Annotated in this window: 20 protein-coding genes; 4 read left to right on the plus strand and 16 right to left on the minus strand. The window is 53.2% G+C overall.

Annotation, left to right across the window (positions count from 1 at the left end; all coding sequences use genetic code 11):
- Nucleotide 1: 1 nt before the first annotated feature.
- From ACTNC3_RS02420 to ACTNC3_RS02460, 9 genes are all read right to left on the minus strand, one after another.
- Complete coding sequence (locus ACTNC3_RS02420) at nt 2-2,638, minus strand: transglycosylase domain-containing protein (protein WP_441226339.1); 2,637 nt, start codon at nt 2,636-2,638, stop codon at nt 2-4.
- A gap of 367 nt (nt 2,639-3,005) precedes the next feature.
- Entirely contained in the window at nt 3,006-3,473 is a 468-nt protein-coding gene (gene sufU, locus ACTNC3_RS02425; protein ID WP_410043460.1) for a Fe-S cluster assembly sulfur transfer protein SufU, read from the minus strand.
- Nucleotides 3,473-4,711 (minus strand): aminotransferase class V-fold PLP-dependent enzyme, encoded by a 1,239-nt coding sequence (locus ACTNC3_RS02430; protein ID WP_441226378.1) that lies wholly within the window; start codon nt 4,709-4,711, stop codon nt 3,473-3,475. Before ACTNC3_RS02430 ends, sufU begins: the two co-directional genes overlap by 1 nt.
- Complete coding sequence (locus ACTNC3_RS02435) at nt 4,704-5,783, minus strand: SufB/SufD family protein (RefSeq protein ID WP_441226340.1); 1,080 nt, start codon at nt 5,781-5,783, stop codon at nt 4,704-4,706. Before ACTNC3_RS02435 ends, ACTNC3_RS02430 begins: the two co-directional genes overlap by 8 nt.
- Before the next feature lie 11 nt (nt 5,784-5,794).
- Nucleotides 5,795-7,213 carry a Fe-S cluster assembly protein SufB gene (gene sufB, locus ACTNC3_RS02440; protein ID WP_410043458.1) on the minus strand — a complete coding sequence of 473 codons (1,419 nt, stop codon included), beginning with the start codon at nt 7,211-7,213 and terminating at the stop codon, nt 5,795-5,797.
- An 18-nt stretch (nt 7,214-7,231) separates the two neighbouring features.
- A complete protein-coding gene (gene sufC, locus ACTNC3_RS02445; protein WP_441226341.1) occupies nt 7,232-7,975 on the minus strand; it encodes a Fe-S cluster assembly ATPase SufC in 744 nt (247 codons plus the stop codon).
- Nucleotides 7,976-8,224: 249 nt separating this feature from the next.
- A complete protein-coding gene (locus ACTNC3_RS02450) occupies nt 8,225-9,124 on the minus strand; it encodes a radical SAM protein (protein WP_441226342.1) in 900 nt (299 codons plus the stop codon).
- Nucleotides 9,114-10,463, minus strand: coding sequence for an ATP-binding protein (locus tag ACTNC3_RS02455; RefSeq protein ID WP_441226343.1), 1,350 nt, complete (start codon nt 10,461-10,463; stop codon nt 9,114-9,116). The genes ACTNC3_RS02450 and ACTNC3_RS02455 overlap by 11 nt, the downstream gene beginning before the upstream one ends.
- A gap of 317 nt (nt 10,464-10,780) precedes the next feature.
- Nucleotides 10,781-11,539 carry a S1 RNA-binding domain-containing protein gene (locus ACTNC3_RS02460; protein ID WP_441226344.1) on the minus strand — a complete coding sequence of 253 codons (759 nt, stop codon included), beginning with the start codon at nt 11,537-11,539 and terminating at the stop codon, nt 10,781-10,783.
- Nucleotides 11,540-11,625: 86 nt separating this feature from the next.
- Here ACTNC3_RS02460 and ACTNC3_RS02465 point away from each other — a divergent pair, with 86 nt between their 5' ends.
- The 3 genes from ACTNC3_RS02465 to ACTNC3_RS02475 all read left to right on the plus strand — a co-directional run bounded on the left by ACTNC3_RS02465 (nt 11,626) and on the right by ACTNC3_RS02475 (nt 14,140).
- The gene (locus ACTNC3_RS02465; protein ID WP_441226345.1) at nt 11,626-12,030 is read left to right on the plus strand and encodes a hypothetical protein; all 405 of its coding nucleotides are present in this window, start codon (nt 11,626-11,628) and stop codon (nt 12,028-12,030) included.
- Between the two features lie 564 nt (nt 12,031-12,594).
- Nucleotides 12,595-13,080 (plus strand): peptidylprolyl isomerase, encoded by a 486-nt coding sequence (locus ACTNC3_RS02470; protein ID WP_410043454.1) that lies wholly within the window; start codon nt 12,595-12,597, stop codon nt 13,078-13,080.
- 163 nt (nt 13,081-13,243) lie between these two features.
- Nucleotides 13,244-14,140 carry an ROK family protein gene (locus ACTNC3_RS02475; RefSeq protein ID WP_441226346.1) on the plus strand — a complete coding sequence of 299 codons (897 nt, stop codon included), beginning with the start codon at nt 13,244-13,246 and terminating at the stop codon, nt 14,138-14,140.
- Nucleotides 14,141-14,302: 162 nt separating this feature from the next.
- Here ACTNC3_RS02475 and ACTNC3_RS02480 read toward each other — a convergent pair whose 3' ends face one another.
- The 7 genes from ACTNC3_RS02480 to ACTNC3_RS02510 form a co-directional block, all read right to left on the minus strand.
- Nucleotides 14,303-15,490, minus strand: a complete 1,188-nt coding sequence (locus ACTNC3_RS02480; RefSeq protein WP_410043452.1) for a cellulase family glycosylhydrolase — start codon at nt 15,488-15,490, stop codon at nt 14,303-14,305.
- Nucleotides 15,491-15,499: 9 nt separating this feature from the next.
- Entirely contained in the window at nt 15,500-17,719 is a 2,220-nt protein-coding gene (locus tag ACTNC3_RS02485; protein ID WP_441226347.1) for a glycosyltransferase family 2 protein, read from the minus strand.
- 13 nt (nt 17,720-17,732) lie between these two features.
- Nucleotides 17,733-19,391, minus strand: coding sequence for a CotH kinase family protein (locus ACTNC3_RS02490; RefSeq protein ID WP_441226348.1), 1,659 nt, complete (start codon nt 19,389-19,391; stop codon nt 17,733-17,735).
- Nucleotides 19,391-20,074, minus strand: coding sequence for a DUF4956 domain-containing protein (locus ACTNC3_RS02495; RefSeq protein WP_410043449.1), 684 nt, complete (start codon nt 20,072-20,074; stop codon nt 19,391-19,393). Before ACTNC3_RS02495 ends, ACTNC3_RS02490 begins: the two co-directional genes overlap by 1 nt.
- A gap of 20 nt (nt 20,075-20,094) precedes the next feature.
- Nucleotides 20,095-20,781, minus strand: a complete 687-nt coding sequence (locus tag ACTNC3_RS02500; protein ID WP_441226349.1) for a polyphosphate polymerase domain-containing protein — start codon at nt 20,779-20,781, stop codon at nt 20,095-20,097.
- Between the two features lie 267 nt (nt 20,782-21,048).
- Nucleotides 21,049-22,317 (minus strand): chloride channel protein, encoded by a 1,269-nt coding sequence (locus tag ACTNC3_RS02505; protein ID WP_441226350.1) that lies wholly within the window; start codon nt 22,315-22,317, stop codon nt 21,049-21,051.
- Between the two features lie 98 nt (nt 22,318-22,415).
- A complete protein-coding gene (locus tag ACTNC3_RS02510; RefSeq protein ID WP_441226351.1) occupies nt 22,416-23,234 on the minus strand; it encodes an MBL fold metallo-hydrolase in 819 nt (272 codons plus the stop codon).
- 129 nt (nt 23,235-23,363) lie between these two features.
- Here ACTNC3_RS02510 and ACTNC3_RS02515 point away from each other — a divergent pair, with 129 nt between their 5' ends.
- The gene (locus ACTNC3_RS02515; protein WP_441226352.1) at nt 23,364-24,269 is read left to right on the plus strand and encodes a TIGR01212 family radical SAM protein; all 906 of its coding nucleotides are present in this window, start codon (nt 23,364-23,366) and stop codon (nt 24,267-24,269) included.
- Nucleotides 24,270-24,363: the final 94 nt, after the last annotated feature.

Here is a 24,363-nt window from a genome sequence, read left to right on the forward strand (position 1 = left end):
TCTATCCCTCGACGACCGGTGCCTTGATATCCCGTGACGGCAGTCCCTCACCCGGTCCGCCACCACCTGAGACAACCGGGCCTGCGGCATCCGCCGGTCCCTCATCGATCACCTCGTCGTCTGAGGATTCCTCTGTCTCCGCTTCGGTCGGCTCCGGGAAGACGAAGCCGCCATCATCCGTATAGGCGAGATCCTTCTCATCCTCCGGGATGATGATAGAGCCCCAGCTCGTATGTCGGTCACAGTTCGTGGTCGGCACTGTGCCCTCTGCGAAATACTCCGTGATGACAGAACTGCCGCGATAATCCGCATAGCATCCACTCGTCGGAAGCTTACCGGACTTCCGGCAGACCTGTGCCTGCACGATGCCGTCCGGCTGTGTGAAGCCGATATCCGGCAGTCCCTCATGCACACGGCTCATGATCTTCCGCCAGATATCCTTGTGGAAACCGGCGCCGCCGTTATACTCTCCGCTCGCCTTATCGATGAGCGGCTGGTTTTCATCACAGCCACCCCAGATACCGCCCACATAATATGGAGAGTATCCGACGAACCAGATATCGACATCCTTCGTCGTCGTACCGGACTTGCCGGCGAGGCTCATACCGTCGAAGTGCGCACGTGTCGACGTGGAGTTGACATTCAGCGAGGCCGCATACGCACGATTCGGCAGCATGGACTGCTTCATCGCATCGGTCAGCAGAAACGCCGTCGTGGCCTTCATCGCCTGCCGCGGCTGGTCCTCCGTCGTATCGATGAGCACATTGCCCTCCTGATCGAGGATCTTCGTGAAGAACTTCGCCTTGTTAAACTGACCGCCGTTTGCGATCGTCGCGAAGGCCTGCGTGAGCTCGAGATTCGTCACACCATGCGTGATACCGCCGAGCGCCAGCGCCGGGTTCTCATCGCTGTCGAGCAGGCTCGTGATGCCGAGGTTCTCTGCATACAGCCGTCCCTCGTGCGGATTCAGCTGCTCCATCAGGCAGCGCACCGCGATGATGTTCAGTGAGTAGATGATACCATCGCGGATCGTCTGGTAGCCGAGGAAGCCGGAGCTGTACCAGTTCTTGAAGGTCTTATTTCCGAGCGTATACGCCGTATCATAGAACGGCGTGGCCAATGTTGCCCCATAGAGGTCGATGGCGGGTGCGAAGGACGTAATCAGCTTGAAGGTCGATCCCGGCTGCCGGAGGGTTCCGGTCGCACGGTTCAGGGACAGTGAATAGCGCTTGTCGCCACGACCACCGCTGATGGCCCGAACCTGGCCGGTGTGCGGGTCCATGAGCACGAAGGAAACCTGCGGCTCCAGGGTCGTGAAGAACTGCTCGCCCAGCTCCGTATCGGTATCACGGACGAGCTCTGCCTTATACTGCTCGACATAGGACTTCGCCGAGTCCTCCGAGCTGAAGAGACCGTTGAAGTTGATGCCCTTCACCTCCTTCATCCAGCGGAGGAGGTCCTTCTCGGAGTAGTTCACGATCGAGCCGTCGTCGTGCTTCAGCGTATAGCGCCAGGTCACGGAATGCTTCGCCGTGTCATAGTTGTCCGGATTATTGACCTCCTCATCGACGATGCTCTGGAGGCTCGGATCCTGGGTGGAGTAGATCGTGAGACCGCCCGAATAGAGCAGGTCGGTTGCTTTATCCTTCGTATAGCCGAGTCGATCCTGCAGCTCCTGAATCGCCTGTGCCGTCAGCTCATCCACGAAGTAGGAGTACGGCTCATTCTCTGCTGTTTTCTGTACATTGACGTCCTGGATCCGCGCGTACACGTCGTCTGCCAGGGCTTCCGTATACTGTGCCTCATCGATATAGCCCTGCTCGAGCATGTTCTTCAGCACCTGCGCGCGGCGCTCAGCGTTCCGTTTCGGATGGGTGATCGGGTTCAGCCCGCTCGGGTTCTTCGTGATCGACGCGATGACCGTACACTCGGAGAGCGTCAGATCGCTCACTTCTTTATTAAAGTAGCGTCTCGCTGCTACCTTGACACCGAGGGTATTCGCACCGAGGTTGATGGTGTTCAGATACTCCGTGATGATACTCTTCTTGATTTCTTCCTTGCTGAGTCCCGGCTGGTTCTCGATTTCGAGGGCCAGATACTGCTCCTGGAACTTCCGGACATAGCGCTGGAACTTTCCCTCATGCAGGCCACCGCCGAAGACGTTATTCTTGATCAGCTGCTGCGTGATCGTCGAGCCGCCGCCGGCAGAGTCATCATCCGACACCACGCCGCGGACGGCACGGAGGATCGACTTCAGGTCGATGCCGTTGTGCTGCCAGAAGCGCTCATCCTCGATCGCGACGAAGGCGTTGATGAGGTCCTCTGGGAGCTGCTCGTAGCTCACGCGCTCACGGTTCGAGCCCGCCGTCACCAGTGTCGCAGTAATGTTTCCATCGGTATCCAGCACCTTCGACGCATAGGCGGTCGGACCGATATGGATCGTATCGATGTCCGGCGCGGAGTCGAGGATGCCCCGGAACATACCGAAGCCCATCGCGGCGCCCAGGAGGCAGAGGCAGAGCACCAGGATCAGCAGCGCCATCTGGATGACATGTGCGATGCTGTGCCCGAGCTTCACCTTCGTGTTGTCCATCTCATATAAGGTTTTATCTACGTTAAATCGGCTGTAATTCTTCATGTATTTCTAGTCCGTCTTCCGAAAATGCAAAAATTCCCTTTTAATAAACATTCTCATTATAACGAAGCGCTACGGCGTTTACAATGCTCAGACTTTACAATTTCCTTTAGGTTTATGGCAGAGTCCCCGGAGGACCGACACCAGAAGTACAGTACTCCGAGTTCGGAAGACTCTAAAATCCCAGCTCTAAGAAGTACTAGGCCCTCTGCAATCACTGAGTTTTCTTTATGAAAACTCAGCGTTGCAGAGGGTGCTAAGGAAAAATTACTCCAAGTACTTCTAAGAGCTGGGATTTTGATTCTTCACGAACTCTCCGTATGACTTCTGGTGCCGGTCCTCCGGGGGTTCTGATCCAAAAACGTCCGAATTATTTTTCGAACTTTCCGTCGTATTGATCAACCTTGCCATTATCGGCGTCCTGGAAGATCTGATCCATGGTGTGCCATCCGAGCACCGCGCACTTGACGCGGGCCGGCATGTGCGAGATGTCCTCGAGGATACCTGCTTCCTCGAGCTCGTCCTTCTCTTCGTCGGTGATCTTGCCCTTGATCATGCGGAGGAAGATCTCCGAGAGGCGCAGGGCCTCGTCCTTCGGCTTGCCGATGATGAGGTCACACATCATGTCAGCGCTGGCCTGGGAGATCGCGCAGCCGTCTCCGTCGAAGGAGGCGTCCTCGATCACGTTGTCCGCGTCGACCTTGATATAGAGTACGACGTCATCGCCGCAGCTCGGATTGACCCCCTCGAGGGAGTAGGTTGCGTCCTCCATCTTATACTTGTGGGACGGATGAATATTATGGTCCGTCAGGACCTCGTTGTAAAATGTAATCGCCATCAGTAACCCATCTCCTCTCTCAGTTTCTTCAGGGCATCGAGGAAATGCTGTACATCCTCCTCGGTGTTGTAGAGACCCATGCTTGCACGTACCGTGCTCGGGGTATGGCAGAACTTCATGAGCGGCTGTGCGCAGTGGTGTCCGGCGCGGATGTCGACCTTATGGGAGTCGAAGATCGCCGCGATGTCGTGCGGATGAACGCCGTCGACGGTGAAGGTGACGATGCCGTGGTGCTTCTCCGGGTCGGTGGATCCGAGGATGTGCACATACGGCAGCTTCTGCATCTCGGTCATCATCATCTTCGTGAGATGAAGCTCGCGCTCCTCGATCCGGTCAAAGCCGATTGAAGACACGAAGCGGAGGGCGGCGGCCAGTCCGACCGCACCGCCATCATTGACCGTACCTGCCTCGAACTTATGCGGCAGCTCGTTCCAGGTCGCGCCCTCGGTGGTGACGTACTCGATCATCTCGCCGCCGAAGAGGAACGGTGGCATCTTGTCAAGGAGATCACGCTTTCCATAGAGCACGCCGATGCCCATCGGTCCGTAGATCTTGTGACCGGAGAAGGACAGGAAATCGCAGTCGAGCTCCTGTACATCGACCTTCATATGCGGTACCGACTGTGCGCCGTCGCACACGAAGACCGCGCCGTTCTCGTGGGCGATGCGGGCGAAGGTCTTAATGTCATTCTTCACGCCGAGCACATTCGACACCTGGGTCATCGCCACGAGCTTGACGTTCGGGTTCATGTAGGAGCGGAACATCTCCTCTGTGATCGTGCCATCTGCTTCCGGCAGGATGTAGGTGAGCTTCGCGCCCTTTTCCTTACAGAGCTGCTGCCATGGAAGCATGTTGCTGTGGTGCTCCATGATGGTGATGACGATCTCGTCACCTTCCTTTATAAACGCGCGTCCGTAGGTGTACGCCACGAGATTCAGGCTCTCGGTGGCGTTCCGCGTGAAGACGATCTCCTCGTGGGCGCGTGCGTTGATGAAGGCACGGACGGTCTCACGCGCATCCTCGTAGGCCTCGGTGGCCTTGATCGAGAGATCATAAAGACCGCGCATCGGGTTTGCGTTTTCCTTCGTATAGTAGTGCATCATCGCATCGAGGACGCACTGCGGCTTCTGGGTCGTCGCCCCGTTGTCGAGGTAGGTGAAGCTGCCGTCGAGGATCGGGAACTGCTGAAGAATTGCCTGATCCTCACGCTGACGCTCTTCTCTTGTGATTTCAGTCATCATATCGCTCCTCCTTATGGCCCTTGAGTTCCTCGAACACACGGTCACGTGTCACGGCATCCGGAATCTTATGGATCACCGAATCGATCCGGGCACCGGCCATCATCTCGTAGACCTCGGCCTCTGTCATACCTCTCGACTCGAGGTAGAACAGCAGGGCCTCATCGATCCGGCCGATGGTCGCACCATGGTTACCCTCGACGTCCTCCTCGTCACAGAGGATGATCGGAATCGTCTGGTTGATCACGTTGTCATCCATCAGCAGCACGTCCTCGAGCTCGTTTCCGAGGGCCCCCTTCGCGCCTCTCCGGAGGTCGATCGTGCCGCGGAAGAGCTTATGTGCCCCATCGCGGAGCACGCCCTTCACGTCGATCGCGCACTCGGTCTTCCGGCCGATGTGGTTCGCGATGTAGTTCATATCGAGATGCTCCTGCCGCTTCAGGAGATAGCCGATATCGGTCTTCAGGGTACTGTGCGCACCGACGAGGTCGGTACGGGAGCCCTGGTAGGTGTCTGCGCCGCCGAGGATGAGCTCGATCTGCTCGAAGCCTGCGCTCTCCTCCGTTTTCGCGGCCACATCATTCAGGAAGCGGAAGCCCTGGCCGAGCCGCTGGATCTGCACGAGCAGTACGTGGGCGTCCTTCGCCACATGAATCTTCGTCTGTACGGCTGCGAAGCCGACGGCCTCTGCAGCGGAGCGGAAATCCATCACGACGACGAGGTCGCTCCCTTCGTCTGCGTCAATGTAGACGGCATTTACGTCTGCACAGTTCTTTTCATAATCGAACTCGATATGCACCGGCTGTGCGGCCTTCTGCTGACGGCCGATCTGAAGCTTCAGGACATCCGCGTCCGAATGCTTCATATAGGTATCGAAATCATAGCCCATGCCGCCGGCGATATCCTGGATCTCTGTATAGTCGGTCACCGTCGCGGTCACATCGGCGGTCCGGGTCACCATCGGATTTCCTTCGACCGCATCACCCGGTACCTTCACATCTGCGTCGTTCATCCGGAGCCAGTTATAGGTCGGTGACGGCAGAACATTTACTAAAAGCTGATTTTCCTTCATCTCTGCCCTCCTTAACCGATCGCGCCCTTCATCTCGAGACGGATGAGGTTGTTCATCTCTACGGCGTACTCGAGCGGGAGCTCCTTCGAAACACTGTCTGCAAAGCCGGAAACGATCAGCGCACGTGCGTCCTCCTCGGAGAGGCCACGGGACATCAGATAGAATACGGCATCGTCGGAGATACGTCCGATCTTCGCCTCGTGTCCGACGTCGGCATCCTGGGTGCGGACATCCATCGCCGGGATGGTGTCGGAGCGGGAGATGTCGTCGAGCATCAGGGACTGGCAGGAAACAGCAGCCTTCGCGTGCTTCGCCGAGTTGTTGATGACGACGGAGGAACGGTAGGTGCTGATACCGCCATCCTTACTGATGGAACGGGTGTTGATGTAGGAGCTGGTATTCTTTCCAGTATGGACGACCTTCGCACCGGTATCGAGGTTCTGGCCCTTGCCGGCGAAGGTAACGCCGGTGAACTCCATATGGGAGTTGTCGCCCTTCAGGATGGTCATCGGATAGAGGTAGGAAACATGGGAGCCGAAGGATCCGGATACCCACTCCATCGTGCCGCCCTCTTCGACGATGGCACGCTTCGTGTTCAGGTTATACATATTCTTCGACCAGTTCTCGATGGTCGAGTAGCGAAGCTTCGCATTCTTGCCGACATAGAGCTCGACGCAGCCGGCATGCAGGTTCGCGATGTTGTACTTCGGTGCAGAGCAGCCCTCGATGAAGTGGAGCTGTGCCCCCTCATCCACGATGATCAGGGTATGCTCGAACTGTCCGGCGCCCGGGGCGTTCAGACGGAAGTAGGACTGCAGCGGGATCTCGACGGAGACGCCCTTCGGGATATAGACGAAGGAGCCGCCGGACCAGACCGCACCATGGAGCGCCGCGAACTTATGATCCGTCGGCGGTACGAGGTGCATGAAGTGATCCCGGATCATATCTGCATACGGACCGTGCAGGGCCGACTCGATGTCGGTATATACGACGCCCTGCTCCTCGACCTCCTTCTGAAGGTTATGGTAGACGAGCTCAGAGTCGTACTGTGCGCCGACGCCGGCGAGCGACTCACGCTCTGCCTGCGGGATACCGAGCTTCTCGAAGGTGTTCTTGATGTCCTCCGGAACCTCTTCCCAGTCCGCGGTCATCTTCGTCTTCGGCTTTACATAGGTCACGATGTTGTTCATATCGAGTCCGTCGATGCTCGGGCCCCACTGCGGAACCTTTTTCTGATTATAAATTTCGAGTGATTTTAAACGGAAGTCCCGCATCCACGCCGGGTCTCCCTTCTTCTCAGAGATCTCGAGGACGATATCCTTCGTCAGCCCCTCCTGGATCTTGTAGAAATCCGTATCCTTCTCTTCGTAACGGAAATCATACATGGAGCGGTTGATGTCCTGAACCTCTGCCTTTTCCTTATTTGCCATAGATGCTGTCCTCCACGCTTACTTGTTCAGGAAATCCACGAAGCCGTTCTCGTTGATGCGGTCGACCATCGACGCGTCACCCTCGGCCTTCATCTGGCCGCTGACGAGAACGTGCGTCTTATCCACCTTCAGAGACTCAAGGATTCTCGTGGAGTGGGTGATGATGATGAGGGCACCGTCCATGGACTTCTGGTACTCCTCGACACCCTTACTTACGGTACGAACGGCATCGACGTCGAGGCCGGAATCGGTCTCGTCGAGGATTGCGAGGGACGGCTTCAGCATGAGGAGCTGCAGGATCTCTGCCTTCTTCTTCTCACCGCCGGAGAAGCCGACATTGAGATCACGATCGGCATAGCTCGGATCCATATCGAGGACCTCCATCGCCTTCTTCATCTCCTTCTTGAAGTCCCAGAGGCGGATGTGCTTGCCGGTTCTCTGCTGCAGAGCCGAGCGGATGAAGTTACCGAGGGTGATGCCCGGCACCTCGAGCGGGTTCTGGAAGGACAGGAACATACCGAGCTTTGCTCTCTTATCAGTCGGCTCCGTCGTGATGTCCTGGCCGTTGAACAGGATCTGTCCGCCGACGATCTGGTACTGCGGGTTGCCCATCAGTGCGTTACCGAGGGTGGACTTACCGGCACCGTTCGGTCCCATCAGGACATGGGTCTCACCTCTATTCACTGTCAGATCGACGCCGTGGAGAATCTCCTTCTCCTCGACCTTCACCTGAAGATTCTTGACATTCAGTAAATCTGCCATATTCATTCCTCCATAAGAGCCCCGGGGTGCGGGGCGTGAATTCTATTCATGTAGAACATGATCACCGTACGACTGTGTCGCCTCCACAGGGCATACGGGAATATATGAAAAGCTGCTGATGTCCGGTCAGATGGTGCCGGATATCAGCAGCTTTGATTATAGCCCAGCGGATTCGCTTCCGCAACAAGATTTCCTAGTTTCCCTATAGGATTACGTACTAAATCGGGTGCACAGCACCCGACATCTCTTCTAGACACCCTCTGCATCCCATTTTGGGACGAAGCTCTCTTTCGCGACGCTGCCTTCCTGGATGAAGGCGTTGGTGACGCCTTTTTCGAGGGCGTAGTCGATGAGGCGTTCGTACTCACGGCGGGTGACGCGGCGGTTGATCTCCGGCCACTTTTCGAGGCGCGGGAAGGGGGTGAACTGGTGCATGAGGCTGAGGTAGACCTGGTCGCCGTAGCGGTCATACACGTAATCGACGACGCGTTCTGCGTTATGGACCATCGAGGGCATAAGGAGATGGCGAACGATGACGCCCTTCTGCATCATGCCGCGTTCGTCGAAGACGGGCTCCGGGCACTGGCGCACCATCTCGGCGAGGCTTTCCTGCGCGCGTTCCGGGTAGTCGCCGGCACCGGAGTACTTCTGTGCCTTCGCGCTGTCCATGTACTTGAAGTCGTCGAGGTAGATGTCCGCGAGGCCATCCAGGCGGCGGATCAGCTCGGTCGTTTCATAGCCAGAGCAGTTGATCACGAAGGGGATCTTCAGTCCCTGCACGCGGCTCCGCTCCATGGCCTGCGCGATGAGGGGGATGTAGTGGTCCGGGGTCACGAGGTTGATGTTGTTCGCGCCCTGCGCCTCCAGCTCGAAAAAGATCTCCGCGAGTCGCTCGAGGCTGACGCGCTTTCCGACCTCCTGGTGGCTCAGCTCATAGTTCTGGCAGAACACGCACTTCAGGGTGCAGCCGGAGAAGAACACCGCGCCGCTGCCTTCCTTACCGGAGATGCACGGCTCCTCCCAGAAGTGGAGCGCCGCCCGCGCGATATAGAGCTCGGAGCCGACGCCGCAGACGCCCTTCTGCCCCGCGTTCCGGTTCACACCGCACTGGCGCGGGCAGAGCCGGCAGTTCTCCATACTAGTTTCCATCCGGCCTCGCTCCTTCCAGTTTACGGAACTGCGCGTTGCGACGGTTCTCCTCGGCGTTCCGGCGCGCCTGTTCGGACTTCGGCTGAGAATCGATGCGAGCCTTCTCCTTCTGGAGCTCCTGCTGCCGACGAAGCTCATCCTCGTGCGCGATCTCTGCCTCGTTCATGACGCCGATTTTCAGGTCGTCCTCATCCTCGTACCACTCGAGGAAGCTGTGCTTCACGTGCTGACGCTTGTAGCCGAGGATCTTGTTCAGGCTTACGTTTTCCATCGCGCTGAAGATGTTCCGCTCGACGTACGGATTCGTTTCCTTCAGCTTCTCGATCAGCTTTTTCGTCTCTAGACGCTTCGAGCTGGTCTGACCGTCGGTATGGCAGGTCGCGCAGGTCTCGGTGAAGTGGCAGGCGCACTGGATGAAGTTCAGACTGTTGTAGTCGCGCCAGTGCTTGATTTCCGCCTCACGGATGAGATAGAGCGGGCGGATCAGCTGCATGCCCGGGAAGTTCGTGGAGTGGAGCTTCGGCATCATCGCCTCATACTGGCCGGCGTAGAGCATACCCATGAGGACGGTCTCGATGACGTCGTCGAAGTGGTGGCCGAGCGCGATCTTGTTGCAGCCGAGGCGCTGGGCTTCCTTATAGAGGTAGCCGCGGCGCATGCGGGCGCAGACGTAGCACGGGGACTTCGGGATGTTGTAGACGGAGTCGAAGATATTTGTTTCGAAGATCGTGAGCGGGATGCCAAGGAGATCCGCGTTCCGTTCGATGACCTTACGGTTTGCCTCGTTATAGCCAGGGTCCATGCACAGGAACACGAGCTCGAACGGGATCTTGTTGTGGCGCTTCAGCTCCTGGAAGAGCTTCGCCATGAGCATCGAATCCTTACCGCCGGAGATGCAGACCGCAATGCGGTCACCCGGCTCGACGAGCTGATAATCGCAGATGGCCTTCACGAACATGCCGAAGAGGTTCCGCTTGAACTTCTTGCGGAGGGACTTCTCGATGTCGTCGCGGCGCTGCTCGGAATCCATGTCCTTCTGGATCTGGCGGAGCACCCACTTACCGTAGCCGCCGGCGAGGCTGTAGGCCTCATAGCCCTGCGCGCACAGGTCCTCGGCTGCCGTCAGGGAGAGGTCACCGTACTTACAGTACAGTACGACCCGCTTATCCTTCGGGATGCTGTGGTTACCCTCGGCGATACGGTCGAGATCCACCCGAAGCGCATCCGGCATCTTGCCCGTCTGAAAATCCTCTTCACTTCGCACATCGATCAGGTGATAGCTCTCCCGTGGCCACTGCTCGAGCTCCTCCGCCGTCACTTCCTTCGCTGTATACTCCATCTGTTTCCTCTCTTTAACTCTCTATCATTCAGTGCCCCGGAGGGCCGGCAACAGAAGCACAGTACTCCGAGACCGGAAAAATCAAAAATTGCCCCCTAAGAACCAGTAGGCTCTCTGCAAACGACGGAGTTTTCTTTAGGAAAACTCCGTGTTGCAGAGAGTGCTAAGGAAAAATTACTCCAACTGGTTCTAAGGGGACAATTTTGATTTATTCACGGTCTTTCCGTATGGCTTCTGTTGCCGGCCCTCCTGTGTCACTAAATGAACTGTCAACTTCTATATACGTGACTACTGAATAAATCAAAGCATCCGTATGATCAGAACTTAATGCCGCTCTTCTTCATAATCTCTGCGAAGGAAGAGGTTGCAGCACCGGACTCCTTGTAGTTTGCACGGAAATCCTCGCGCTCTTGCTTCTCCTTACGCTCCTGCTTCTCAGCCTCGAGTGCCTTCATGGAAAGGGAAATCTTACCATCCTTGACACCGATAACCTGAACCTTCACGGTCTGGCCTTCCTTCAGTACATCTGCCGGAGACTTCACTCTCTTGTTGGAGATCTGAGAAACGTGCAGAAGACCGGTCACGCCATCTCCGAGATCGATAAATGCACCATAGTCCTTTACAGTCTCAACCGTACCCTCGGTGACGAGACCGGTCTGGATCGCAGCTGCCTTCTCTGCTCTTACCTTCTCCTGCTCATCACGGAGAACATCACGTGCAGAAAGAACCAGCTTGTTGTTCTCTGGCTCAGCCGTGATGACGCGGACATTCAGCTTCTTGCCTACCCAGTCCTTCAGCTCCTCATCCTTTACGAAGCCGAGTGAAAGCTTCGATGCCGGGATGAATGCTCTCAGGCCATCCACGCTTGCGGTCACACCGCTCTTCACAGCTTCGTTTACCTCTACCTCGAAGCTGGTCTTGTTCTGGAAGTCATCGAGGATCTTCTCCCACTTGCTCATGTCCACGCGCTTCGCATTTGCATGCTGCTTGAACGATGCCTCAAGCTCCTCCTTGAAATCATCCATGGAAGGGATCTTCTCTTCCTTTGCTTCCTCGATCTTGATCTCGTCTGCCATAGTCTATGGTACCTCTTTTTCTTAATAATGCGTGCCCCGAAGGCTCACTCGGTATACTATACCACAAACCGGCACGTCGCTACAAGATGGGGGATGAAATTCGCACAGCGGTTTCCAGCCGTTTTGCGATGTTTCGTCGCATTTTGGGCGTGCCCCCGGAGGGCACTCCCTGTACTGCTTTTTTCGCAAAATCATTGATTTCTGATTGGATGACATCAGGTATTTTCACAGATCCCGCTTTATCGAAGCTTGTGACATTATCTCACGGAAATATACAGAGCTGGTTTATGAGTGATTTTCCGGTTTTTGACGCAAAGACCCCGGTTTTAAAACAAGTGACATTAAGTAAATACCGGGAGAGCTCCAAATATAAGGCTATATGCGGCCTCCGAGAGCCGAAATATAATGTCACACTCGAAGATAAGAACAGCTCTGTGAAAAAACTTAATGGCATGAATCCAGAATTCAGGCCGTTTGCGAAACGTCGATAATGTCACGATGAAGGATATCGATGGTTCTGTGAGAATTCCAGAAAAAACTAATGGCATGCAGGCCGAATTTCAAAGGATTGCGAAAATCGCCTAATGTCACAGCAAGGATAATTCAATGGATCGTGAAAATTCCAGAAACTTATAATGTCATGGATGGTGAAAGGCCTTATTTCGTGAAACAGCCTTAATGCATGTTCATGTTCATCAAAATCTATAAAGATGTTAATTTAAATTATACTCTCATCAATCTATTTCCGTTATAGTTTCGCCCTCCTTTGTAATTCCGTTTGGTTATATCTGGTTGGATCATCATTGCGTAGGGAATCTCAGAAAAGCTGCGAAGCCGCAGCTTTATCCGAACCTTGTTTTATGATGTTCCTATTCCGAAATGAGGTGCATCTGCACCTGTTTTCGGAATAGAGGACGATTTATGGCCTGAGAAATTTTCTGCTGGACGAGAACAGTCTGAAACTGTAATCAGCGAATCTCCCTTTTTCTATTGTTCTGCCTGCGTTTTACTGGTAGAATCCATAGAGATAAATCAATGAAAAGAGGTTTTCAATTATGGCTAATCCAATCGTAACGATTCATATGGACGACGACAAGGATATCAAGCTCGAGCTGTATCCTGAGATCGCACCGATCACGGTAGAGAATTTCGTGAAGCTCGTAAAGCAGGGCTTCTATGATGGTCTGACCTTCCACCGCATCATTCCTGGTTTCATGATCCAGGGTGGTGATCCGGAGGGCAACGGTACCGGCGGCCCGGGCTGGAACATCAAGGGTGAGTTCTCTTCCAACGGTGTAAAGAACGATCTGCAGCACAAGCGTGGTGTGATTTCCATGGCGCGTGCGATGGATCCGGACTCCGCGGGTTCCCAGTTCTTCATCATGCACGCAGATGCTTCCTACCTCGATGGTCAGTACGCTGCCTTCGGTAAGGTCATCGACGGCATGGATGAGGTTGACCGCATCGCTTCCACCCCGACCGGCTGGCAGGATGCTCCTGTAGTCGCTGTCACCATGACGAAGGTTACCGTCGAGGAGTAAATCATATCACTTAAAACGCAGAGCCTCCGGAATCCGGAGGCTCATTTTTATTCTCTGCTTTTCCTTCACACATTCATGTTTTAAAATAAATGTCAGCCGGTCACGTTCTGAACCGGTCCATTAATAAAGCGATAAATGATACCTTATTCATACGGAGGCAATTATGTTCTACGGTGCTTTAGAAGCCGGCGGCACGAAGATGGTGTGTGCGCTCGGCGATGAAAACGGAACGATTCTCGAGCAGACATTCATTCCGACGACCACACCGGACGAAACCCTGTCTGCGATTATCGCATGGTTCCACGATAAGGAGATCGCATCTCTCGGTGTGGCCTGTTTCGGCCCGGTCGATCTTCGCCGCAACTCGCCGACCTACGGCTATATCACGACGACCCCGAAGAAGGGCTGGGCTCATGTTGACATCGTCGGCATACTGAAGCGCGCCCTCGGCGTACCGGTCGGCTTCGACACCGACGTCAACGGTTCTCTCCTCGGCGAGGTCACCTACGGACAGGCCCGCGGTCTCACGGATGCCGTTTATATCACGATCGGCACCGGCGTCGGTGCCGGTGTCCTCTCCGGTGGTCATCTCGTCCACGGTATGCTTCATCCGGAGTTCGGGCACATCCCGGTGGTGAAGCACCCGGACGATACGTATAAAGGCCACTGCCCTTACCATGGCAGCTGCTTCGAAGGCATGGCCGCCGGCCCGGCCATCGAAGAACGCTGGGGACAGAAAGCCATCAACCTCAAGGATGATCCGAAGGTGTGGGACATCGAAGCACACTACATCGCAGAAGCCTGCACCACTCTCATCATGACCCTGAGCCCGCAGATCATCATCCTCGGCGGCGGTGTGATGCACCAGGCGCAGCTCTTCCCACTCATCCGCGAGAAGGTGAAATCCATGGTAAACGGCTATGTCCTTAATGACGAGTTCGCCGATCTCGATCACTACATCGTCCCGGCCTCCCTCCACGACGACCAGGGCATCATGGGTGCCATCAAGCTCGCGATCGACGAAGTTTATGGGGTCTTACCCCATAAACTCCCAGTTTAGAATCTGTTTAGAAAAATTAATTGGGTCAGACCCCCATTACGTTGGTTCCAGCAAAAAACGGATCCGGTTCTCTATAGAGCCAGGTCCGTTTTTTCACTTCAGCTCGCAGCGCTTGATCACGCGTCCATGAGATCATCTGCTCTACCTTCGTAAGTGTTGAAATCAGTGCGCCTCCTTGCCCGGCGACAGATACTCCAGCACCAGTCGTCCGCTTTCGCTCATATCCTTTTCATCCCAGCCATGAAGCTTTCCGCTGTCCGGCCGAATCATGGAGTAGCCTTCGTCTTTATCACTGAGGGACCAGTTGATCCATCCGATTTTTTCTTTCTCGAGATAATCCAGGAAAGCTCTGGTTTCTTCCCAGTCCTGTTCCGTAGCGTCATAACCATCCACGCCCCACTCGCTGACAAAGATCGGCAAGCCCTTTTCCCGTCCTCTCGTAATCTGCTTGATTGCGAACGTACCATCGGCGATCCCGGCATAGTAATGATAGCTGTACATGATGTTCCGCTCGTCGATCGGATCTTCGATCGCTTCCGAAAGTGATGTACAGAACTTCGGTGTTCCCACCAGAATCACGGCATTCGGCGCGTGCTTCCGTATGACGGGGATGATTTTCTCCGCATAGTGAACGATATCCTCATAGCTCGTGTCACCGTTCGGTTCATTGCAGATTTCATAGAGGATGCCCGGATGGTCTCCATAGCGCTGCGCAACCTCTTCCAGTACACGCATCGCTTCCTCTATATGGCGGTTTGGGTTTTCATCCCGGAGCACATGCCAGTCGACGATGGTATACAGGTCAGCTGCCAGGGCGTTTTCGATGGCAGAAAACAGGAGCTTCTGGTTCAATGCTGGCTCTTCGAGGTAAGCGTCATTCTGCTCTACATACATAACTACCCGAAATGCATTTGCGCCATAGTCCTTGATCGTTTTCAACGCCGCATAGTTCGTGAATTCCGGATACCAGCTGATACCATGGCTGCTCATCCCCCGAAGCATGAGTGGATTTCCATGTTGATCTACCAGCTGCGTACCATCTACAGACAGCCGTCCATGCTCTTCTACTCCATTTTTGGCTGTCCGCAAATCGTCTATTTCCTGCAGAAGCGCTTGATTTTCCTTCTGAAACTTCTGATTTTCTATCTGAATCTCCTGATTCTCCTTCTGAAGCGCCTGATTTTGCACCTGAAACTCCTGCGCCTGCTTCTGAAACGTCTGCCGCTCCTCGGATAGGGCTTTGTCTATTTTCTTTTGCTCATACAACATCCCTGCCAGCAGTATGATTGCGGCGGCCAATACGGCTGCCCCAACCACTGCATAGCATCTGATTGCATTTTTCTTACTCATTTCGAACTCTTATTCTGCGATCTGTTTCGTTGAAATCAACGCAACGAGTGCTTCGTGAAGCTCGGAAGATGCAGAGACATGCTCCCAGTTTTCGATTTCAAACAGCTTCTCTTTTCCACCCAGGGCCTCTGGCGTCTTTTTCAAGTGCAGGGTGATGCTGCCCATCCTGAGATCGAACTCCGAATCCGGAACCTCTCCCGTCAAAAGCATATACTGGTAATTATAATTAGAAACATGAATCGGCTTTCCACTCTCTGTCTGCAGGGAAGCATCCAGCACGATTCTCGGCAGCTTTCTTTGAGATAGTACAGCGCTTGCCGTCTTTCTCTTGAAAAAGACCTGCAGATCCTTCGCTGCGTTGGTTTTGATTTCTGTCGCCAATGTTGGGACACGGTCAAATACGATCTGATCGTAATTCTGCTTTTCTTCAAGCGATAAATCGGCCAGCTTCACACTGTACCGCCATCGATCTCCCACCCTTGCGACATGGACGATCTCACCCGGCACGCGTGCACGCCACTGTCGGTCCTGTAATTCAAACGCTACCGTACCGTATAGAAATTCCGGGAAATCCGTGATAAACGATAAGCCATGTTCAGAGAGGTCACAGGTGGCAGCATTGACCTCGCGTGTACCGACCGAAAACATGATCGGTATCTCCACGCGGAAGCGTTCTGAATGTCTGTAGTTGATTCTTCCCAAAAGGAAAAAGATCGCCATGATCAGGAAGTATGAATTCATACATAGCCAGAACAGCACCACCAGTCCAAGTATGCTCTTGTACAGCAGCATGAATTTCACACTGAAGTAAATGCCGACGAGGGACGCAGCCAGTAGAATCATGTGCGGAATGGCATAGATGATTTTCGCACTTCTGGATACGGATTTTGTCTTACTTGTAACCGAAAAAGTACGCATACGGATGCCCAGGGTCTCCGCCAAGATCGGAATGATCATATACGGACACAGTATGGTATCGACGATGTTGCTCCATTTCTGATCTCGTACCTTACCGGACAGTAAACGTAGCGAATGATTATAAATCAGATAGGATGGCAGCCAGATCAGTACGATCCCCCAGATATCTGTTTTTACGACCAGTACGCCAAATACCGTAAAGAGGATCGGCGAGAGAATATAGACGATTCTTCGCAGGAACGTCCACCAGTACAGCAGGCAGGAAAGGTAGCTTAGCTTCGACAGAAGCGGCAGCTCGCCAAACAGAAACTTCAGGCTTCGGATCGTCTGTACACAGCCACGTCCCCAACGCTGACGCTGTTTCAGCAGATTTGGGAAATCATCAGGAGCCAGCCCGGAGGCCAGCACCTTATCGATCGCGAAGCAGGTATATCCTTCTGCCTGAATATCGATGCCGGTCGCAAAATCTTCCGTAATCGTCTTTGTACGGATACCGCCGACGTCTTCCAGTGCCTGCCGGGAGATCACTGTATTAGATCCTGCATAGATCGCAGAATTACTGCTGTTTCTTCCGAGGTTTACTTCCTTAAAGAAGTAATCCTGTTCATTCGGGATATTATTCTCCGCATAGAAGTTAAACTGGAACAGATCCGGGTTATAGAAGCTCTGCGGTGTCTGGATAAAGCCGATTTTATAATCGGGATCGATTTCATCCTCTGTCCGTTTTCTCCATTCTCCATGGTCGAGGATCATTTCCGGCAAAGAGAAGTACGGTACCGTCTCCAGCAGGAAATTACTTCTCGGAATCATATCCGCATCGAAGGTCACGACGAGCGGCGAATCCGTTTTGGAAAGCGCATGATTCAGGTTGCCCGCCTTCGCCAGCTTGTTATCGGATAAACCGAAATATCCGACGCCCATGTCCTGCGCCAGCTTCGCCATCTCCGGTCGATCATTGTCATCACACAGATAAATATGCACCTTGGCTGGATCTGGATACTCCATATGCTTGCAGCCATTTAGCGTTTTAAACAGCAAATCGGCATCTTCACTGTGGGTAGCGATCAGGACATCCACATGCGGATAATCCGCCTCCTCGATCACCGGAAACTCCGGCGCGTGATCCTTGCTCATGCAGATATAGTGAATCACCGCTTCAAGCATACTGATAAACTCGGCCGAAAACAGCGCGATTCCGGCGATCAGTGATACGATCCCGGCATGGAGCGGCAGCGTGAAGAAGAGTCTCCACAAAATATAAATAACAGATGTAACTGTCATGAGCCAAAACCATAGTTTTTTGCGCTTCATTTAAACACCTCCATTATTCGCTTTCATACTTCAGTACCAGCTTGACCGAAATCAGAAAAACCGCTACGAACACAACGGCAAGGGCAGAACCATAATCTTTTTGATCAGCTTCTACTTCTTGATAAGCGTCTGCATTTGGATCAACGAATTGATACAAAGTATCCATATGCTTATCTAACCATTTTCCATGTTCAGAAAGAACTTTTTTTATTCTCTCTACTTCTTCGGCATGACTTTTCGTATTACGATCAGTTTGCTCCGAAGAATCCGAGGTCAAATAATCACCGTCTTTATAAAAATACCCCCATCTCGCCCAGTCGCGCTCGATTGCGGGGCCCAGATATGCCACCGTCTCATCAAGAAACGTTCCGATGGATTCATCCGACAAAATAGTTTTTCGTAATTCTTCGTAACGCTCCACCACGCGCTCTGTAAACTCCGGATCACGCAATATCTGCTTAAACCAAGGCGACTGAAAAAAAGCGACGGTGTCTAACTCAGCGGTTGCACGATAGTAATTATCCATTGCGCCATCAAAGTCCCACACCGGTCCCATCGTCAATTTCCCATTATAACTGGAGTACATATATGTGGAATGGAATCCTGCATCATAATTTATCAAAAACTCATTTAAAATCAGATAATCAACAAACGAATCGATGTCGATCATATCGCGGTACTGAAGAAAGGTCTCGTAGTCTTCAGCGAACAACGCTTTCTCAAATTCATCAATTTGATTTGTGATCCGTTGGATAGACTGCTCTGACAATTTGTTTGCAGATGGCCATTCGACACGTAGAACTCCTTCCAACAGATTTTCTCTCCGTGCATAATTATTGAGGAGCAGTCGGTCTGGCTCCCATCGATCTCGCCGGAGCAAAAATGGAAGGTGTTCACTATTTTCCACAAACCGAGGTAAATCGACCCGTTCTTTTCCGACCTTTATTTTTTCCATCAATAAATAAACGCCTTCATATTGATAGTTCTGCCCATCATACCAGATGACTTCACAGTACTGACAATCTGGCACATATGGCATAATTTCCCTTGCTGTAGCGTATGCCAAATAATTACGTAAAAGGGACTTATCAATGAAAGAGACATTCAAAACCCATTCATTATCTGTTCCCATCTGCAGCAAGTTCTGTCGATTCGCTTTTCCATCCTCGCCTACAAGTTTAATAAGATATTGCGCTTTATCATAATCGACTGAAGAATTTCCCCTTTGCCTCAATCGGATCGCCGATTCCACTGATGGCGCGTCACTTAGTCTATTTGCTCCGTTTGTGCTGTTATATATGAACAGTTCTCCATCGAGATAAATATCTTCATTTTCGTTTGGCAAGTATAGTTTTTCTTCCGTGTTCCATACGATATGAGCTGGAGGTCTTTCTCCCTCATTCGTATGGATCACAACCAAAGGTAAATTACTGACAAACGATTCATCTATCCATATTCTCTTTTCACGAAAATTCGTTCTTCCATGTTTTTTTCGAACGAACGTTTCATCTGCAACGATCGATTTTTCGCTCAAATCGGTCGTTTCCTCACATGAAGATGGTTTTACTTCAGGAAAATGGTATCCTTCATCTTTATATGCTCCCAGTACAATTCCGCCCAGCAGTAATCCTACTGCAAGACAAAAACTTATTTTCCGAAAGCGCCCTTTCATTATCTGCTCATCTCCTCATTCTGGCACACCAGGTTCACGCGATATACGCCATCGATCTTTCTTAAGAGCTCCACAGGATTCGTATCACTCTGCTTCTTTTCTTCCATCATTCGCGTTGTCAGTTCATAGATATACTCGAGCTGCCCGGATGTACGATTTGCGACACGTAAAACCGCCTGCCCCCTGTACTGCAGCAACACGGTTTCCTCGATTTCCTTTGCGCACTCTTCTCTGTTTGCATGGATGATCAGCAGGTATCGATCATTGGCCTTGATACTTCCGATCACAAGCATGACCAGGAAAATCATGCCTGTACTGATCGAGGCCAGCGCATAATACGATACGCCACAGCAGATGCCGACAGCGATGCACCAGAAAATATACGTGGTATCCCTAGGATCTTTGATGGCCGTTCGGAATCGTACGATTGAAAGCGCACCTACCATTCCGAGCGATAACGCGATGTTATTACCGATCACATTCATAATCATCGTCGTGATCAGCGTCATCATCAGGAGTGATCCGTTAAATCTGGCACTGTATACCGCGCCGGAATGCGAAAAGCGGTACGACAGATAGATGACCAGTCCGAGCACCAGCGCAACCACCATATTTAATACGATCTGCTCTATGGTGAGCTCCTGAACGACCTCATGTGAATACTGCATAATAAAATTTTTCATAGCTTCCTCCGAAATTATATTTACATTCCCAGGGCCTGCCGGCACATGGCATATTTACTGACCGCAACTTCAGGCACATCTGCGAGATCCAGTGCCTGCTTGATCGGACTCAGTAAAAAACCGTTGTATTTCACCTCTAACACCGGTTCGCTTCGTACCGGTATCAGATTCGACTGTGCATCGAAAAACCGATCGACGAACGCACTCATCCCAATCTCTGAATCAAGCGTAATCCGTGTATTATTGCACTCCTCTGCAAAGGCGATTCTGTGATACTCGATGATACATTTCGGACGGTACAGACCGGTTTCCAGTATCTGATAAAACATCCATCCCAGATCAGAGTTCAGCTCCAGCAGCCCTGCATACTGCCCACGTATCATTTCCTCCGCCAGCGCTCTCGAGATCGTCAGACTGATTTTCTTCTGCGCAGCGCCCTGCTTCTGCTTCAGCTCGAGCTTCACGCTCGTCTGCTCCGGTGAATAGATACGTAGCCGCACCTTCTTTCGCATCTCGAGTCCGCTGATCTTGTCAAAATAGTCATTGTCATACATGCTGTCAAAATACAAAGAACGCACCATATATCCGCTGATGCTGCTGTACTGATCGACGCGCATAACCGTTTCCAGCCGCTGCAGCAGCCTGCTCTGCTGGCACCGTGATATACTGTACTTTTTTTCTGTACGCACGACAGAAACATCCGACATTTCTATCCTTTCCTTCCTGTTCGGTTCTTATGCATAAAAAAACAGCTATTCATTTGGTTAAATGAATAGCTGCTCCAAATTTGTCATTAGTACACATGAACACAAAACCAAATTTTTTAAATTATATGTGTGAAATGTGTAAAATGCAACTTTATTTATTAAATATGTCTAATTTATTCAGTAATGGGGTCAGACCCCATTAAATTTTTCTAAACAGATTCTAAACTGAAGTTTATGGGGGCAGACCCCATAAACTTTCGGATGGACTCAGTGTGTATTCGCGTCGATCTCCGCCGGATCCCACTTGCTGAAGCGGATTTTCTGCGCGCCGTAGATACCGTAGTTACCGGAGAACAGATAAGTGATCGCGATCGCAAGGATGAAGTACGACGACGCGTCGAAGCCGAACATCTCAAACGCGATGAGCAGCGAGGCGAGCGGACAGTTCGTCACGCCGCAGAAGACGCAGGCCATGCCGATCGCGGAGCAGAGCGCCGGGTTCATGCCGGTAAAACTGCCGACCACATGTCCGAAGGTCGCACCGATGAAGAGCGACGGCACGATCTCACCGCCCTGGAAGCCACCGCCGAGGGTCACCGAGGTGAACAGAATCTTCAGCAAGAAGGCATAGAACGCCAGCTTGAACGTCGGATTTTCGATGCAGCTCGCGATGATATTCGAGCCGGTACCGTTATAGGTCTGGTCGCCCACGAGCAGTGTCAGCACGACGATGATTACGCCGGACACCGCCACGCGGATGTAGTCATTCGGGAAGTACTTCTGCAGCAGCTTCTTACTGCTGTGCATCGACGTTGCAAAGAGGATCGACACCAGCGCACACGCCCACGCAAACAGACCAGTGCAGACGGCGTCGCGCACATGGAAGGCCGGTACCGCCGAGAGCAGCATCGCCTCGCTTCCCGGGTTGATCACCTGCGCCACGAAGTGTGCGGTCAATGCAGATACCGCGCATGGTACGAGCGAGGAGTAATACATGACGCCGACGGTACTGATCTCCATCGAGAGCACCGTCGCGGCCAGCGGCGTTCCGAACAGCGCCGAGAAGGCCGCACTCATGCCGCACATGATGGTCCGGCGACGCTCCTCCTTCCGGAAGTGCAGCAGCTGTCCCAGCCCATGCCCGAGTGAACCGCCGACCTGCAGCGCCGCGCCCTCTCGTCCAGCCGAACCACCGAAGAGATGCGTCAGCACCGTCGACACGATGATGAGCGGTGCCATCTTCACCGGCACACGCTCACTCTCGCGGATGGCCTCCAGCACGAGGTTCGTCCCCCGCGGCTTCCGCGCTCCGAGCCGATGATAGAACCAGACGATGAACAGACCCGCAAGCGGCAGCAGAAACACGATCCAGGTATGCGCCAGACGGAAGCCCGTCACCAGCACGATGGCCTTCGCGAACAGCGCCGACACACCCCCGACGAGGATGCCGGTCAGCACACCGAAACCGATCCACTTGAGCCCCACCAGCAGCTTATATGGCAGCGTCTTCCAGTACGCTACGTAATTTGTTCCCATAACTCTCCCCCTTTTAGCGCCGATCATGGGGTCTGACCCCATTAAATTTTTCTAAACAGATTCTAAACTGAAGTTTATGGGGTCAGACCCCATAAACTCTACAGCTCGATGGTCTCGAGATCCTCCGGTACCACGACGTGGCCGGTATACGACGCCTGCGCCTCTGCCGTATAGAGCTCCTTCCGGCGCGCGATGTTCTTATCCTCCGTATGATAGAGAAGTAGATTCGGCACCTGGAGACTCTGCGCGAGCTCCGCCGCATCCTTGACCGTCGAGTGATGCTTCTCATACGGATGGAAGCTGTCCCGCTCCTCATAGAGGCAGAACGCCTCATGGAGCAGCCAGTCTGCCCCCTTCGCATACTTCTCCTCGAACTCAGCGTTATACGGCTCATCACCACAGCAGCAGATCTTCCGACCATCGCTCATCTCATAGAGATAGCCGAACTGCTTCGCCTTCGTAGAACCGATATCGAAGAAGGTCACCTTATGCCCATTGATCACACGGGTCTCGCCATCCTCGACCGGAATCAGATGCAGGCGGTCACCGATGAACTTCACCTGACCAGGCTGCAGCAGCTTCCGGGAGATATCATCAAGCAGCTCGATGACTTCCTTGTGGCCATAGATATTGGCCTCCCCCTCGTACTTCCCGGACTTCATGTTCTGCGTGATGAGACGCACCATCCAGATCATACCGGTGAAGTGATCGATATGCTTATGTGTCAGGAAGATTTCCCGCATATCCATCCAGTTGAAGCCCGCATACTTCAGCTGATGCACGATCTGTCCGCCGCCACCGGCGTCCACCATGAAGTACTTCTCCGTTCCCTGCTTCTCCTCATCCGTCAGGACATAACAGGTATTGTAAACCTCCGACACGAGCGCATTGCCCGTACCAAGCATCGTGATCTTCATATTCATTCTCCTCATCATTTGGATTTTCAGCATATATATTACAACGTTTTTTCACATGAGAAAACCCCGAGGTTTTACCCTCGGGGTTTCCGTCTGCCACGGTTGGCGATGCTGTGCTATACTACGCCTATGAAAATCATCACTTTATCCGAATATCTAAAAGGAAAATATGGCACAAAGGTCTATAAGCTTTCGCTTCAATCCGGCTGCTCCTGCCCGAATCGGGACGGCACGCTCTCCTATGGCGGCTGTATATTCTGCTCGGAGGGTGGGTCCGGCGATTTCGCGGCACCGCTGCTTCCGCTGAAGGAGCAGCTCCGACTCGCGAAGGCACGTGTCGAGGCGAAGCTCCCGAAGAACCGCGCGGCGGAGGAGCAGAAGTACATCGCGTACTTCCAGTCCTATACGAACACCTACGGACCGGTCGAGCGCCTCGAAGCGCTCTATCGGGAAGCCCTCGCACAGCCGGAAATCGTCGCCATCTCCCTCGGCACCCGTCCCGACTGTCTCCCGGACGAGATGCTCGCGATGCTGCAGCGACTTCGCGACGAATCCGGAAAGGACATCTGGATCGAGCTCGGACTCCAGTCGATCCATGAAGCGACGGCGGAACGCATCCACCGCGGCTATCCGCTCGCCGTGTTCGACGCTGCCTATCGCCGCCTGAAGGCCGCTGGCTTCACCGTCATCGTCCATGTCATCCTCGGCTTCCCATGGGAAACCGACGACGACATGCTCGCGACCATCCGTTATCTCAGCGCACTGAATCCGCATCTCGACGGCATCAAGCTTCAGCTCCTTCACGTCCTCCGCGGCACAGAGCTCGGCCGCATGTATGAAGCGGAGCCCTTCCGAACGCTCTCACTGGACGAATACTGTGCACTGGTCGTGAAGTGCCTCCGGCTCCTGCCACCCGACACCGTGATTCACCGCATAACCGGCGACGGACCAAAGCGACTGCTCCTCGCACCGCTCTGGTCCGCCGATAAGAAAAAGGTTCTGAACACTCTGAATCGCGCGATTCACGAAGCCTGACAGAGAAAAAGCCGAAAATTAATGGGGTCTGACCCCCTTCCGAAATTCTTAAGGTGATGGCAAAATGCCCGCGGGGGTCAGACCCCTTGGCCTC

It is taken from the genome of Oribacterium sp. HCP3S3_B9, assembly GCF_052064255.1.
In the GTDB taxonomy this organism is placed as follows: domain Bacteria; phylum Bacillota; class Clostridia; order Lachnospirales; family Lachnospiraceae; genus Oribacterium.